Raw genomic sequence first — 15,086 nt, 5'->3', positions numbered from 1 at the left:
GACGGACCGCCCCGGAAACTTATCCGAAACTGCTCAGCCGGCGGTCAAGCGCTCGGCCGGCCGCGTCCACGCCATCGCGAAGCACGTCGGTACGGCCGCGGACACCGCCTCCTTGCGGTACGTCCTCGGCGACCGGCCGACGATGTCGCGGAACGTGCGGCTGAAGGTCCCCGGGCTGCCGAAGCCGACCTCGAAGCAGATGTCCGTCACGCTGCGGTCGGTCTCGCGCAGCAGGAACATGGCCCGCTCGACGCGGCGGCGCTGCAGGTACCGGTGCGGGGTCTCGCCGAACACGGCCCGGAAGGTGCGGGTGAAGTGCGCCTCCGAGACGTGGGCGATGCGGGCCAGGGCCGGGACGTCCAGCGGCTGCGCGTACGCGCGGTCCATCGCGTCCCGGGCCCGCAGCATGCGGCGGTTGCTGTCTTCGGCGGCGGTGCGGTTCACCTCGTCATCCCATCACGCCCCGGCCGGTACGAACTCACCCGTCAGTACAGGCTCAGCAGCGCCTCCACCGCGTCCGGGGCCGGGAACTCGCCGTCCGGGAGGGCCAGCTCGAACCACACCGTCTTGCCGTGGGGGGTGCGGCGGCTGCCCCACGCCGCGCTGAGCATGCCGACGAGCTGCAGGCCCCGCCCGCCCTCGTCGGTGTCGCGGGCGCGCCGCCGCCGGGGCTGGACGAGGCCGCCGTCCCAGACCTCGCAGACGAGGGTGCGGTCCAGCAGCAACCGCAGCCGGATTTCTCCCTCGCCGTAGCGGAGGGCGTTGGTGACGAGCTCGCTGACCAGCAGTTCGGTGGTGTCGACGAGGTTGTCCAGGCCCCATTGCGGGAGCTGTTCGCGGGCGAGTTCGCGGGCGCGGGCGACGGAGCGGGGTTCGGCGGGGAGGGTCCAGTCGCCGACGTTCTCGTCGGGGAGGCCGCGCAGGCGGGCCATGAGGAGGGCGATGTCGTCCTCGCCGTGGTGGGTGTCGAGCGCGCCGAGGACGTGCTCGCAGACCTCCTCCAGGGGGCGGGAGGGGCCCGTGAGGGCCTCGCGGAAGGCTTCCAGGCCCTCGTCCAGGGCGTGCTCGCGGGATTCGACGAGGCCGTCCGTGTAGAGGGCCAGCAGCGCGCCGTCGGGCAGTTCGACGACCGTTTCCTCGAAGAGCTCGCCGCCGACGCCGAGCGGCATGCCGGGCTGGACGTCGAGCAGCTCGGCGGGGCGGCCGGCCTGGACGAGGACGGGCGGCAGGTGGCCGGCGTTGGCGATGGTGCAGCGCCGGGTGACGGGGTCGTAGACGGCGTAGACGCAGGTGGCCAGGTAGACCTCGGAGAGGTCGGCGGCCCGCACCCCGCCGCGTACGCCGCGCGTGGAGGACTGCCCGCCGCCGGGGCGGCCGAGGCCGTGGGCGATCTCGTCGAGGGCGGAGAGGACCTCGGCAGGCTCCAGGTCGAGCATGGCCAGGGTGCGGACGGCGGTGCGCAGCTCGCCCATGGCGACGGCGGCGCGCAGGCCGCGGCCCATGACGTCGCCGACGACCAGGGCCGTGCGGTGCCCGGGCAGCTCGATGACGTCGAACCAGTCGCCGCCGACCTCGGTGGCGGCGTTGGCGGGCAGGTAGCGGCAGGCGATCTCCAGGCCGGCGGCCTCGGGGTCGCCGGGGGGCAGCAGGCTGCGCTGGAGGATGACGGCGCGCTCGTGCTCGCGCCGGTAGAGGCGGGCGTTGTCGATGCAGACGGCTGCGCGGGCGGCCAGCTCGACGGCGAGGGCGGTGTCGCGTTCGCCGAACGGCTCGCTGCCCTTCGTGCGGGAGAACTGCGCGAGCCCCACCACCGTGTCGCGGGCGACCATCGGCACGGCGAGGGTGGACTGCACGACGGCGCCGAGCTCGGGGCCGTCCTCGCCCTCCTGCCGCGGGATGACCTGCACCTGCGCGGTGCGCAGCGCGGCGGCGCACGGCGAGTGGAAGGCGTAGCGGTGCACCTCGCCGACCTGGACGGGCTTCTCGCCGCCGGCCACGGGCGCCCCGGAGACCGCGCTGGCGTAGGCGACGCGGCGCAGCTCGGCGCTGCCGTCGGCGAGGCCGGGCGGGGCCTCGTCGCCGGCGAGGAGGCCCTGGTAGAGGTCGACGGAGGCGAGGTCGCAGAACTGGGGGACGGCGACGTCCAGCAGCTCGCGGGCGGTGGTCTCCAAGTCCAGGGAGTTGCCGATGCGGGCGCCGGCCTCGTTGAGCAGGGCCAGGTTGCGGCGGACGCCGGCGGCCTCGCGCTCGGCGCGGCGGCGGCCGGTGACGTCGGTGGCGAGCGCGGCGACGCCGATGGGGCGCCCGCTGCCGCTGTGCAACCGGTAGAGCGAGACCGACCAGCGGCGGCGCTCGGCGTGCCCGGGCACGGGCCCGACCAGCTGAAGGTCCGACACCGGCTTTCCGGTGTCGAGGACTTGGCGCAGTGCGGCGGTGAGCCGCTCGGCCTCGCCGCGGGGCAGGAAGTCGTGCGGGGTGCGGCCGCGGTGCCAGTCAGCGGGGCGGCCGAAGGTCTGGGCGAAGCTCTCGTTGACGCGCAGCAGCGTGAGGTCGGTGCCGAAGAAGAAGAATCCCAGCGGAGATTGGCCGAAAACGGCTTCGGAGGCCGCGATGTCGGTCTCTATTCCGCGCAGCGCCCGGACGTCGACGGCGACGCAGAGCGCGGCGCGCTCCCCGCGCTCGTTCTGCGTGGGCATCACGTAGATCTCGGCGAGGCCGGACCCGGACGGTTCACCGGCGCCGTGCGCTGACTGCCCGTCATGGGCGTCGTGACCGCCGCCCCGCTGATACGGGATCAGGCCCGTCCACTCGCGCCCGTCGAGACCGCCCTCGGCGATGAAGGGCGCGGTGGGGCGCCGGCCGCGGCCGTGCGCTCCGGCCGGGGCCAGCACCTCCAGCGGGTCCTTGCCGACGGCGTGCCGGGCCGTTATCCCGAAGAGCTCGGCCGCGCGCTCGCTCCACTGCTCGATCCGTCCGTCGGGCCCGAGGGAGAAGGAGGCGACGCGGATGTAGTCGTAGAGGGATCCGGGCGGGTTGTTCTGCCACATCTCCGCGGCGCGCGATCCCTGCGCCGAACCACCCGCCGCACCCGCTGGCTTTTCGCTCACGTGCCCGTCCCCTCCGGCTCTTGTGCTCGCACCGGCATCAGAAGGCCGAGTATCCAGCACAGGGGCCCTTCGGAACACGGACTTCACGATCACAGCACGGTCTCAACCCGCTAGGGGTCATCCCCGTGCGGGTGGCCGGGCAAGCCCAGTTCGAACCATACGGTCTTGCCGGTCCTGCCCCGTCGGGTTCCCCACCGGCGGGAGGCGCATGCAACGAGCTGCAGACCGCGTCCGCCCTCGTCGTCGGGGTCGGCCACGCGCTCGCGGGGCGGGTCGGGGAGCGGGTCGGAGACCTCCACCAGAAGGGTGGGCCCCGCGTGGGAGTACATCCTTACCCCGATCGGTCCGCTCGCGTACCGCAGGGAGTTGGTGACGAGCTCGCTGACCAGCAGCACCGTCACGTCCTTGACGCCGTCCATGCCCCAGTCGTGCAGGGTGTCGCGGACGAGGGTGCGGGCGGTGCGGACGGCCCCGGGCTCGGCAGGGAAGCTCCATTCGGCGAAGCCGGGCGTCGACGCCAAGGTCCCTGCGCTGTCATTCACGCCGACCACTTCCCAGACCGCTGCGGACCCGCCGGGTTTACCCGGTTCAGGGTGAATAATCAGCACATACCCGGTATGGGGTGGTGACTACCTTCTCCGGCGGTCCGAGCTGGTCACCAGTGCGGCAGATGGCGTAGCGGAGTGCGCCCCGCTCACGTCTCCGCGCGCCGGAGCAGCCCCGCCGCGAGCGCCACGGCGGGGCGGTCCTGATCGAGCCAGTCCACGTCGCCGACCTCGTCGGGGGCGAGCCAGCGCAGCTCGTCGTGGTCCTGGAGCGGGCGCGCCTCGCCCGCGAGCAGCCGGGCCGTCCACACGTGCAGCACGTACGGCGGGCGCAGCGGCCACTCGCCGCCGACGCGCTCCAGCGGCTCGGCCTCCACGCCGAGCTCCTCGCGCAGCTCGCGGACGAGCGCCTGCTCGGCGCTCTCGCCGGGCTCCAGCTTGCCGCCGGGCAGCTCCCAGCGGCCGGCGAGCTCGGGCGGAGCGCTCCGCCGTGCGGCGAGCAGGCGGCCCTCGTGGAGCAGGGCCGCTCCCACCACTACGCGTACGTTCGTCATGCAGAGCAGCGTAGGCGCCTCGCGGCGGGCGCTTCACCGGGGGCGTTTGGCGCGGGGCGCCTGCGGCGGCGCGGCACCGGGCCGGCGCGCAGTACGGCGGCCGGTCCGCAGCATCGCGGCACTTCGCCGCTACGGCGGGACCACCTGCCGCGGCGGCCGGAGGAATCACCTCGCCACAATGGTGCGATGCCCCCGCGACGGGCAGTGCTTCCGGCTGCTCCGGACACGGCGCGGCACCGCCGGTCCGCAGCCCCAGGGTCCGCCGTCACGGCGAGGGACCACGACGGCGAGGGTCCGGCGGAATGCCTGGTTACCAGAACCGGCACGAAGGTCCGCAGCCCCGGAGCGGGAGGGCGACCGCGCGGGCCCGGCGGAATGCCCGGTCGGGCGAACCGGCACGCCGGCCGTCAGGGCCCGCCGTCAGGACGCCGCGCGTCCCACCCGTTCGACTATGTAGAGCCGGCGGCGGCCGCCGTCGCCGTCCAGGCGGCCGACGACCTTCTCCGCCTCGGTCCTGGTCGCGTAGCGGCCCACGCGGTAGCGGTTGCCGTTCTCGTCCTGGCGGATCACCAGCCACGGCAGGACCGGTCCGCTGTCTGTCATCGCCCCTGCCTTCCCGCCGCCACGAGCGCCGGCGCACACCCCTTGGCTTTTCCCGGAGAAACCGCAGTACGCATATGCCCGAGCGTACGCCCGACCTTTACGCAGCGGATACGGTTTTTTACGAAGAGGCACGCATTCGGCCACCGGGTCCCGGGGGCGCGGATGCGAGAAGGGGCGGCCGGGGACCCTTGCGGGCCCTCGGCCGCCCCTGCGCGGCACGGAAGGTCGTACCGGCTACGACTTCGCCATGGAGGGCTCGGAGGACCCCTCCGCGTCGCCCGAGCCCGCAGCGGCCTCGGCGGCCTCCGCGGCGGCCATCTCCTTCTCGGTCGCGACGAGGGTCGGGTTGCGCCAGGCGCTGTTCACACCCCAGGCGTAGAAGGCGAGCGCGATCAGGACGACGACCACGATGTCCCAGCCCTCGGCCAGGTAGCCCTTGCCGCCGAACTCGGTGCCGCCGGCCCACGAGACGAAGGCCATGACCAGCAGGTACGTGACCATCCAGGCACCGGCCTGCAGGTGCGGCTTGAGCTCGGCCCACGGCTTGCGCAGCTCGTACCAGGCCCAGATCGGCAGACCGATGGCCATGATGAAGATGACCTTGCCCGTCAGCGGCCAGCGGGCCCAGTACATGACCAGGGAGCCGAAGATCATCGCGATGGGGGCGATGACCGGCATGGCCTTCAGCTTGACCGGGCGCTTCATGTCCGGCGCGATGCGGCGCAGCGACATCACGGCGACGGGGCCGGTGATGTACGAGATGACCGTGGCGACACCGACGATCTCGGCGATCGAGCCCCAGCCGCGGAAGACGGCCAGGAAGACGAAGGAGATCACGAGGTTGAGCAGCAGGGCCGGCTTCGGCACACCGGTCTTGGGGTCGACCTTGCCGAAGACCTTCGGCAGGTGGCCGTTCTCCTGGACACCGTTGATCATGCGCGAGGTGGTGGCCGCGTAGATCATGCCGGTGCCGGACGGGGAGATGAAGGCGTCCGCGTACAGCAGCAGCGCGAGCCAGTTCAGGCCCCAGGTGATGGAGAGGTCGGCCAGCGGCGACTTGTAGGCCAGCGTGTTCCAGCCACCGGAGAGGTCCGCGGCCGGGACGGCCATCAGGAAGGCGACCTGCAGCGCGATGTAGATGACCAGCGCGATCAGGATGGAGCCGACGACGGCCTTGGGCAGCGACTTGCCGGGGTTACGGGCCTCGGCGGCCATGTTCAGCGGCGACTGGAAGCCGTTGAAGGCCCAGACGATGCCCGCGACGGCGACGGCGCTGAAGACGGCGCTCCAGCCGTTGGGGGCGAAGCCGCCGTGGGCGGAGCCGACGTTGCTGGTGTCGAAGTGCGCGAAGATCAGCGCGCCCGCGGTCAGCGCCGGCACCACGACCTTGAACACGGTGATCGCGTTGTTCGTCTTGGCGAACAGGGTGATCGCGAACCAGTTCAGGAAGAAGTAGAAGACGACCAGGACGCTGGCGGCGGCGAGGCCGGTGCCCGTGAGCTCCTTGCCGTCGAAGAGCTTGCCCGCCCAGTCGAACTTCCACGAGCTCATGTACTGGATCGAGGCGGTCGCCTCACCCGGGATCACGGAGACGATGGCGATCCAGTTGGCCCAGGCCGCCATGTAGCCGGCCAGCGAGCCGTGCGAGTACTGGCCGTAGCGCACCATGCCGCCGGCCTTCGGGAACATCGAGCCGAGCTCGGTGTAGGTGAGGGCGATGGTCAGCGCCACGACGGCACCGATGACCCAGGCGAAGATGGCAGCCGGCCCGGCCAGAACGGCGGCGCGCTCGGCACCGAAAAGCCAGCCGGAGCCGATGATCGACCCGAGACCGACGGCCGTCAGGGCCGTCGTGCCCAAGGTCCGGCGGTAATTCGAGTGGGAACCCTGTTCGGTACTCAAGCCCCGGATCTCCTTTTCTCTCTACTCCCCCACGGCAGGACACAAACCGCGCCATCGTACGAGCGATTTGGACGTCTTGATTCCGCGAAAAGCCTCTGACCTGGGCGTATGTGAGTTTTGCAACACAAAAATTGACCCGGAGTAACCGGGTCAAAGTTGGACATACCATGCGCTACTTACCCGCGAGTAAAGAACGTACGGACGGCGCCGGGACAACGGCACCGTCCGTACGTCACAGCCGCGTCATGACGGCTTCACAGTCCCGTCACGGCTACTTCACCGGCAGGTGGTACGCGACGCGGTAGCGATCGGCCAGGACGACGATCTCGGCCGTCTCGACGGGGCAGCCCCCCGCGAAGAACGTCCGCGTGACGACGACGACGCAGTGGCCGGGGACCCCGCCCAGCGCCAGGACCTCCTCCGCGAGCCCCGGCCGGGCGCTGACCTCCTCCGCGACGTTGTCCACGACGAGGTCGATGGCGGCCATGCGCTCGACCACGCCGCGGCCGGCCAGCGGCCCCTCCTCGGGGAGCATCACCGGCGTGCGCCCGGTGACGGACAGGGGCTCCCAGGAGGTGGAGAGCATGACGGGCTCCCCCTGGGCCCGGAAGACGTAGTCGGTGCGCATCGTGCGGTCGCCCGTGGCGATGCGGAGGCGGCGGGCCACGACGGCATCCGCCGGGACCTGCTCGCTGCGCGACTCCCAGGTGCCCTTGACCCGGCTGTCCGCCTGCTCCTGGCGGAAGGGCGTCGACTCGCCGGCCGGGCGGTACCCCGTGCGGACGAGGGTGCGCGGGACGGGCTGCTCGCGCACGTAGGTGCCGGAACCGGACCGGCCCTCCACCAGGCCCTCCGCCATCAGCACCTTGCGGGCCTCCAGGGCCACGGTGTCCGAGACGCCGTACTGCTCCCGGATGCGCGCCTGGGAGGGCAGCCGGGTATGCGGCGGCAACTCGCCGGCGACGATCTTCTGACGCAGATCGCCGGCCACTCGAAGGTACGCGGGCTGGTCACCGAAGGCCACGGCCACTCCCAACAGGTTGACAGTCCGCAACAGCTTGGCAACCCATGGTTGCGATCCGCAACTCAAGGCCATGGATTCACTAGATGTAGTGAATTGCAGCTCAGGGACGCTTAGTTGGCGGCGGCACCCACACATGCGGCGAGCACTACCCCCCGGCACATCCGCAAATATGCACCGGGCGATGCATACCCAGGCCGCGCGGCAAAACACTCTGCGTTACTCAAATTGGCAACGAAAGAGGCCGGCCCCGCGGGGCCGGCCTCTTTTGAGAGTGGGGCAAATTAGGACAGATCAGACATTGAACCTGAATTCAACGACATCGCCGTCCACCATCACGTACTCCTTGCCCTCCATGCGCGCCTTGCCGGCGGCGCGGGCGTCGGCGACCGAGCCGGTCTCGACCAGGTCGGCGAAGGAGATCACCTCGGCCTTGATGAAGCCCTTCTGGAAGTCGGTGTGAATGACACCGGCCGCCTCGGGGGCCGTGGCGCCCTTCTTGATCGTCCAGGCGCGGGACTCCTTGGGACCGGCCGTCAGGTAGGTCTGCAGGCCCAGGGTGTCGAAGCCGACGCGGGCGAGGGTGGCCAGGCCCGGCTCCTCGGCGCCGACGGACGCGAGGAGCTCCATGGCGTCCTCCTCGTCCAGCTCGGCCAGGTCGGCCTCCAGCTTGGCGTTGAGGAAGATGGCCTCGGCCGGGGCGACCAGGGCGCGCTGCGCGTCCTTGAAGGCGTCGTCGGTCAGCTCGTCCTCGTCGACGTTGAAGACGTAGAGGAAGGGCTTGGTGGTGAGCAGGTGGAGGTCGTGCAGCAGCTCCTCCTTGCCCGAGCCCTGGACGATGCCCGCCGAGAAGAGCGTCTCGCCCCGCTCCAGGATCTCCTTCGCCGCCTCGACCGCCGCGACCTTGGGCGCGACGTCCTTCTTGATCCGCGACTCCTTCACCAGGCGCGGCAGGACCTTCTCGATGGTCTGCAGGTCGGCGAGGATCAGCTCGGTGTTGATCGTCTCGATGTCGTCCTTGGGCGAGACCTTGCCGTCGACGTGGACGACGTTCTCGTCCTTGAAGGCGCGGATGACCTGGCAGATCGCATCGGACTCACGGATGTTCGCGAGGAACTTGTTGCCCAGGCCCTCGCCCTCGGAGGCGCCGCGGACGATGCCCGCGATGTCGACGAAGTCGACCGTGGCGGGCAGGATCTTCTGCGAGCCGAAGATCTCCGCCAGCTTCTGCAGCCGGGCGTCGGGGACGCCGACGACGCCCACGTTCGGCTCGATGGTGGCGAACGGGTAGTTGGCCGCCAGCACGTCGTTCTTGGTCAGGGCGTTAAACAGGGTCGACTTGCCGACATTCGGCAGACCGACGATTCCGATCGTGAGCGACACGTGGCGACTTCCCGTAGGTTCCAAAGGGTCCGCGCCCCGGTGGGGGCCGGTCATGGCCCACTGCCGGGCCGGTCATCCAGTCTACGGGTCCACCCGCCCGGCGGCCCCGTGCGGACTATCAGTCGAACGCACGGCCAAGGTGGCTCAAACCGCGTGTCCCGCGCCGGATTCCTCCCGCCCGCCGACCTAATTTGGTCGGGTGGAGCAACCCAGCACGCGCACGCCCCGGGGCAAGGCCCGCCGTGTCCCTCCCGTGCCGCGGCCGGCGGCACCCGTGGGACAGGGCGGGGCCGCCGGCCTCCGCCGGCCCCGCGGCGGGCCCTCCGGCCCGCAGCTGCGGGGCCTGGGGCGGCTGCCGGCGCCCCGGCTGACCGGGCTCGGCAGCGGTCTGCTGACCACCGTGTGGATGCTCGCGACCGGCTGGCTGGACTCCCGGGCGGGCGGCTCCCCCGCCTTCTACGGGGTCTGCTTCCTGCTGGCGGGCACGGTGTGCGCCCTGTGGGTGCGCCCGGCCGACCTGGCCACCGCGCCCGTCGCCGCCCCCATCGCCTTCGCGGTGGGGGCGGTGCCCCTGGTGGACGCCGGGGGCGGCGCGGGCAGCAGGGTCATGGGCCTGGTCACCCTGCTGTCGCTCAACGCGGGCTGGCTCTACGCGGGCACGCTGCTGACCGCGCTCGTCGCGCTCGCCCGCCGGATCGCGCTCGTCAGGCGGCGGAGAGCGGCACGGCTGCGCCGGCTGCAGCGGCAGCGGCCATCGCGGCACCCACGATCCCCGCGTTGTTCTCCAGCTCAGCAGGCACGATCTCGGCGCTGACGCCCTCGATCAGCGGCAGGAACTTGTTCGCCTTGCGGCTCACCCCGCCGCCGATGATGAACAGCTCGGGCGAGAACAGCATCTCCACGTGGGCGAGGTAGCGCTCCACGCGCCGGGCCCAGTGGTGCCACTTCAGGCCCTCCTCCTCCTTGGCCCGGGTCGAGGCGCGGGTCTCCGCGTCGTGGCCCTGCAGCTCCAGGTGGCCCAGCTCGGTGTTGGGCACGAGCTTGCCGTCGCTGAAGACGGCGCTGCCGATGCCGGTCCCGAAGGTCAGCATGATCACGGTGCCCTTGCGGCCCCGGCCGGCGCCGTGGGTCATCTCCGCCAGCCCGGCCGCGTCGGCGTCGTTGATCACGGTGACCGGAACGCCGAGCTGCTCGCCGAGCAGCCAGGCGGCGTCCCAGCCGACCCAGGCCTTGTCGACGTTGGCGGCCGTGCGGGTCGTACCGCCGACGACCACGCCGGGGAACGTCGCCCCGACCGTCCCGGAGGGCTGCCCGAAGTGCTCCACGACCTGCCGGACGCAGGCCGCGACCGCGTCCGGGGTGGCCGGGCGGGGGGTGAGCACCTTGAAGCGCTCCTCGATGAGCTCGCCCCGCGTCACGTCGACCGGCGCGCCCTTGATGCCCGATCCGCCGATGTCCACGCCGAATACGTTCATGGCCACCACGCTACGGCGTGGTGGCCATGTGCGCAGGGGTCCCTGCGCGGGCGTGCGGTGGGGTCTTCGAGCGGGGCCCGGGCAGGGGCCCCGAGCGGAGTTCCTAGGCGGACTCGCCCCCGGCCAGCTTCCCGGCCGCCTCCGCGCGCAGGTCGCGGCGCAGCTCCTTGGGCAGGGAGAAGGTGATGCGCACCATCCCGAACGCCGCCCTCGCACTGCTCGGCCCCGGAGGGCCTCGCAGGCTTCGGACGGCTGCGCCGGACTCCGTCCGTCGACCGGGGCTCAGGCCCGGTCGTCCCCTGCCGTCTTCGCAGCCGCCTCCGCGCGCAGGTCGCGGCGCAGCTCCTTGGGCAGGGAGAAGGTGATGCTCTCCTGGGCGGAGGTGATGGTCTCGACGTCGCCGTAGCCGCGCTGGGCGAGCCACTCCAGGACGCCCTCGACGAGGATCTCCGGGACGGAGGCGCCCGAGGTCACGCCGACCGTGGAGACGCCGTCCAGCCACGCCTCGTCGATCTCGTCGGCGTAGTCCACGAGGTGGGCGTCCTTGGCGCCGGCGCCGAGGGCGACCTCGACCAGGCGGACGGAGTTCGAGGAGTTCTTCGAGCCGACGACGATCACCAGGTCGGCGTCGGCGCCCATCTGCTTGACCGCGGTCTGCCGGTTCTGCGTGGCGTAGCAGATGTCGTCCGACGGCGGGGAGAGCAGGTTGGGGAACTTCTGCTGCAGCGCGCCGACGGTCTCCATGGTCTCGTCGACCGAGAGGGTGGTCTGGGAGAGCCAGACGACCTTGTCCGGGTCGCGCACCTCGACGCCCGCCACGTCGCCGGGGCCGTCGACCAGGGTGATGTGCTCGGGCGCCTCGCCGCTGGTGCCGATGACCTCCTCGTGGCCCTCGTGGCCGATCAGGAGGATGTCGTAGTCCTCCTTGGCGAAGCGGACGGCTTCCTTGTGGACCTTGGTGACCAGCGGGCACGTGGCGTCGATCGTGGCGAGCTTGCCGCGCTCGGCCTCCTCGTGCACGACCGGGGCGACGCCGTGCGCGGAGAAGATGACGATGTTGCCCTCGGGCACCTCCGCCGTCTCGTCGACGAAGATCGCGCCCTTCTTCTCCAGGGTCTTCACCACGTATTTGTTGTGGACGATCTCATGACGCACGTAGACGGGGGCGCCGTACTGCTCCAGGGCCTTCTCGACGGCGATGACGGCGCGGTCCACACCCGCGCAGTAGCCACGGGGGGCGGCGAGGAGGACCTTGCGGGCGGTGGGTGCAGTCATGCCGTCCATCGTAAGGGCCCGCGGTGCCGACCGGCGGCGGGCGGCCGGTTGGGGCACGATGACGGAAGCCGCGATTCCGCACACTCCGGATCCGTCGGCTCCACCGGCTCCGGATCCCGTCAGCCCTGGGGGCAGCCCATGACCGCACCCGTGACCGCAGCCCCCGGCGGCACCGGCGGAAAGCTCCATCGCACCCTCACCCTCCGCGACCTGGTCGTCTACGGGATGCTCTTCATCGCCCCCATGGCGCCGGTGGGCATCTTCGGCACGCTGGACACGAAGTCGCACGGGGCGGTGGCGCTGGTCTACGTCGTCGCGACCGTCGCGATGGCCTTCACGGCCTTCTCGTACGCGCAGATGGTGCGGGTCGCCCCGCAGGCCGGGTCGGTCTACACCTACGCGCGCGTGGGCCTGGGTGAGGGCCCCGGGTTCATCGCGGGCTGGATGGCGCTGCTGGACTACCTCCTGATCCCGGCGGTGGCCTACCTCTTCTCGGGCATCGCCCTGCACGCGCTGGTGCCGTCGGTCTCGCAGTGGGTGTGGACGGCCGTCGCGGTGGCGGTGACGACCGCGCTGAACCTCGCGGGCGTGCGGACGGCCGCCCTCGTCGGCTTCCTGGTGCTGGCGATGGAGATCGCCGTCCTGCTGGTCTTCGTGGCGTGCGCGATCTTCGCGCTCTCGGACCGGGGCGCGCAGCGGGGCTGGCTGTCGCCGCTGACCGGCGAGGCCGGCTTCACCACGGGGGCGGTGGTCGCGGCGGTGTCGGTGGCGGTGCTGTCGTACCTGGGCTTCGACGCGATCGCCGCCTTCGCGGAGGAGGCGGCCGGAGGGTCGGAGCGGGTGGCGCGGGCGGTGGTGACGTGCCTGGCGGTGGCGGGCGTGCTCTTCGTCGTCCAGACGTACCTGGCGGCGCTGCTGGCCCCCATGTCGCCGGCGGAGCTGGCGGCGAAGCCGGCCGCGCAGGGCTCGGCGTTCTACGACACGGTGGACTCGGCGACGGGCCCCTGGCTGCACGACCTGGTGGCGGTCAGCAAGGCCGTCGGGGCGGCGTTCGCGGCGCTGGCCGGGCAGGCCGCGTCGGGGCGGCTGCTGTTCGCGATGGCGCGCGACCGGAGGCTGCCGGGCGTGCTGTCGAAGGTGGACCGGGGATCCGGCGTCCCGCGCGTCGCGGTGCTGGGGGCGGCGGTGGTCAACCTGGTGGCGGCGGTGTGGGCGGCACGGCGGGACGACGGCCTGGACCGGCTGGTGTCGGTCGTGGACGTGGGGGCGCTGGTGGCCTTCGCGCTGCTGCACCTGTCGGTGATCGGCTGGTTCGCGGTCCGCAGACGGGGCCGGGAGCTGAAGCCCGTACGGCATGTGGTGGCGCCCCTGCTGGGGCTGGCGGTGGTCGTCGCAGTGATCGTCAAGGCGTCGCCCACGGCCCAGCTCGTGGGCGGGCTGTGGCTGGTGGCGGGGCTGGGGGTGCTCGGAGCGGAGGTGCTCCGCAGGGGCCCGGCGTAGGACCGGTCCTGCGCGGATCCCGGCACCGCCGAGCCGCGCCGCGGTGGTTGCACGCCATGGCGGCGGGCCCTTCCTGAGCAGCCCGGCATTCTCCAGCGCGCCGGTCTCACCGGTCGAGAGGCCGCGCCTCTCAGGAAAGCGCCCGCCACAGCGGCGAGCGACCACCGCGGCGAGGGCCCAGCGGAATGCGCGGCGACCGGAGCCGGCGGATTCCGGCACCGCCGAACCGCCGGGATCGCCAGTGCGGGGCCGAGCGGATCCCGGCACCGCCGGACCGCGCCGCGGTGGTTGCACGCCGCGGCGGCGGGCTCTTCTTGAGCAGCCCGGCGTTCTCCAGCGCGCCGGTCTCACCGGTCGAGAGGCCGCGCCTCTCATGACCGCCGCAACGGCGGCACGCCCCCGCGGCGAGGGTCCGGCGGATACGCGGCGACCGCGACCCGTACGTGTCAGCCCCCACCACTACGCTCGGCTCCATGGCCCTCAACACGTCCCCCGAAGCCCCCGTCCCCGTGGGGCAGGTGTCGCGGCTCATCGGCGGCTGGATCGACCGGCTCGGCGCGGTGTGGGTCGAGGGACAGATCACGCAGATCTCCCGCCGCCCGGGCGCCGGCGTCGTCTTCCTGACGCTGCGCGACCCGGCGCACGACATCTCGCTGTCCGTCACCTGCTACCGCGCGGTCTTCGACCGGGTGGCCGACGTCGTCGCGGAGGGCGCGCGCGTCGTCGTGCACGCCAAGCCGGAGTGGTACGCGCCGCGCGGTCAGCTGTCCCTGCGGGCGGCGGAGATCCGGCCGGTGGGCGTCGGGGAGCTGCTGGCGCGGCTGGAGCAGCTGAAGCGGTCCCTCACCGCGGAGGGCCTGTTCGCGGCGGACCGCAAGCGGCCGCTGCCGTTCCTGCCGCAGCTGATCGGCCTGGTCTGCGGCCGGGCCTCGGCCGCCGAGCGGGACGTCCTGGAGAACGCCCGGCACCGCTGGCCCGCGGTCCGCTTCGAGATCCGCAACGTGCCCGTGCAGGGCGTGCACGCGGTGCCGCGCGTCATCGAGGCCGTCGAGGAGCTCGACAAGGCCCCGGACGTGGACGTGATCATCGTGGCGCGCGGCGGCGGCAGCGTGGAGGACCTGCTGCCGTTCTCGGACGAGCGCCTGGTGCGGTCCGTGGCCGCGTGCCGCACCCCGGTGGTGTCGGCGATCGGCCACGAGCCGGACTCGCCGCTGCTGGACCTGGTCGCCGACCTGCGCGCGTCGACGCCGACGGACGCGGCGAAGCGCGTCGTGCCGGACGTCGGCGAGGAGCTGGCCCGGGTCCGCCAGCTGCGCGAGCGGGCCCTGCGCTGCGTCACCGCGCACCTGGACCGCGAGGAGCGCGGCCTGGCGTCCGTGCGGGCCCGGCCGTGCGTGCAGCGCCCGCAGCGGATGGTGGAGGAGCGCGAGGCGCAGGTCGAGGCGCTCACCGACCGGGCCCGCCGCACCCTCGGCCACCTGCTGGACCGCGCCGACTCGGAGCTGTCGCACACCCACGCGCGCGTGGTGGCCCTCTCCCCGGCGGCGACGCTGCGCCGGGGCTATGCCGTGCTGCAGCACGCGGACGGCTCGGTGGTGCGGGCCGCGGCGGAGGTGAGCGCGGAGGAGGAGCTGCGGGCCCGGGTCGCGGAGGGCGAGTTCGCGGTGCGGCCCGTCCCCGGCTCCGTCGCGGGGCCCGCTGTCGGACCCCCCGCATAGGCT

General features: G+C 72.5%; 13 protein-coding genes. 3 read left to right on the top strand and 10 right to left on the bottom strand.

Annotated elements, in window-relative coordinates; all coding sequences use genetic code 11:
* Nucleotides 1-33: 33 nt before the first annotated feature.
* From ACOTKD_RS17835 to ychF, 8 genes are all read right to left on the bottom strand, one after another.
* On the bottom strand, nt 34-408 hold the full coding sequence (locus tag ACOTKD_RS17835; protein WP_424890177.1) for a helix-turn-helix domain-containing protein: 375 nt from the start codon (nt 406-408) through the stop codon (nt 34-36).
* 77 nt (nt 409-485) lie between these two features.
* The gene (locus tag ACOTKD_RS17830) at nt 486-3,047 is read right to left on the bottom strand and encodes a SpoIIE family protein phosphatase (protein ID WP_424890176.1); all 2,562 of its coding nucleotides are present in this window, start codon (nt 3,045-3,047) and stop codon (nt 486-488) included.
* A gap of 170 nt (nt 3,048-3,217) precedes the next feature.
* Nucleotides 3,218-3,658: an ATP-binding protein gene (locus tag ACOTKD_RS17825; RefSeq protein WP_424889955.1), complete on the bottom strand. Its 441-nt coding sequence runs from the start codon at nt 3,656-3,658 to the stop codon at nt 3,218-3,220.
* 143 nt (nt 3,659-3,801) lie between these two features.
* Complete coding sequence (locus tag ACOTKD_RS17820; protein ID WP_424889954.1) at nt 3,802-4,206, bottom strand: (deoxy)nucleoside triphosphate pyrophosphohydrolase; 405 nt, start codon at nt 4,204-4,206, stop codon at nt 3,802-3,804.
* A gap of 420 nt (nt 4,207-4,626) precedes the next feature.
* Nucleotides 4,627-4,809 (bottom strand): hypothetical protein, encoded by a 183-nt coding sequence (locus ACOTKD_RS17815; RefSeq protein ID WP_058046052.1) that lies wholly within the window; start codon nt 4,807-4,809, stop codon nt 4,627-4,629.
* Between the two features lie 234 nt (nt 4,810-5,043).
* Nucleotides 5,044-6,711: an APC family permease gene (locus ACOTKD_RS17810; RefSeq protein WP_424889953.1), complete on the bottom strand. Its 1,668-nt coding sequence runs from the start codon at nt 6,709-6,711 to the stop codon at nt 5,044-5,046.
* Between the two features lie 271 nt (nt 6,712-6,982).
* Complete coding sequence (locus tag ACOTKD_RS17805; RefSeq protein WP_424889952.1) at nt 6,983-7,735, bottom strand: GntR family transcriptional regulator; 753 nt, start codon at nt 7,733-7,735, stop codon at nt 6,983-6,985.
* Between the two features lie 291 nt (nt 7,736-8,026).
* Nucleotides 8,027-9,115, bottom strand: coding sequence for a redox-regulated ATPase YchF (ychF, locus tag ACOTKD_RS17800; protein ID WP_424889951.1), 1,089 nt, complete (start codon nt 9,113-9,115; stop codon nt 8,027-8,029).
* Nucleotides 9,116-9,314: 199 nt separating this feature from the next.
* On the opposite strand from ychF, the gene ACOTKD_RS17795 reads away from it, so the two are divergent.
* On the top strand, nt 9,315-9,929 hold the full coding sequence (locus ACOTKD_RS17795) for a DUF6542 domain-containing protein (RefSeq protein WP_424889950.1): 615 nt from the start codon (nt 9,315-9,317) through the stop codon (nt 9,927-9,929).
* Here the strand turns inward: ACOTKD_RS17795 and ppgK are convergent.
* Nucleotides 9,820-10,590 (bottom strand): polyphosphate--glucose phosphotransferase, encoded by a 771-nt coding sequence (gene ppgK, locus ACOTKD_RS17790; protein ID WP_424889949.1) that lies wholly within the window; start codon nt 10,588-10,590, stop codon nt 9,820-9,822. The two genes, ACOTKD_RS17795 and ppgK, sit on opposite strands and share 110 nt — an antisense overlap.
* 282 nt (nt 10,591-10,872) lie before the next feature.
* Nucleotides 10,873-11,874 (bottom strand): 4-hydroxy-3-methylbut-2-enyl diphosphate reductase, encoded by a 1,002-nt coding sequence (locus tag ACOTKD_RS17785; RefSeq protein ID WP_424889948.1) that lies wholly within the window; start codon nt 11,872-11,874, stop codon nt 10,873-10,875.
* A 129-nt stretch (nt 11,875-12,003) separates the two neighbouring features.
* On the opposite strand from ACOTKD_RS17785, the gene ACOTKD_RS17780 reads away from it, so the two are divergent.
* Both ACOTKD_RS17780 and xseA read left to right on the top strand, forming a co-directional pair.
* Nucleotides 12,004-13,365 (top strand): APC family permease, encoded by a 1,362-nt coding sequence (locus ACOTKD_RS17780; protein ID WP_424889947.1) that lies wholly within the window; start codon nt 12,004-12,006, stop codon nt 13,363-13,365.
* 473 nt (nt 13,366-13,838) lie between these two features.
* A complete protein-coding gene (gene xseA / locus ACOTKD_RS17775; protein WP_424889946.1) occupies nt 13,839-15,083 on the top strand; it encodes an exodeoxyribonuclease VII large subunit in 1,245 nt (414 codons plus the stop codon).
* Nucleotides 15,084-15,086: the final 3 nt, after the last annotated feature.

The sequence above is a fragment of the Streptomyces sp. XH2 genome, assembly GCF_049725035.1.
Lineage (GTDB): Bacteria > Actinomycetota > Actinomycetes > Streptomycetales > Streptomycetaceae > Streptomyces > Streptomyces roseoverticillatus.
Note: the sequence above shows the minus strand (reverse complement) of the source record. Positions and strands in the feature narration are given on the sequence as shown.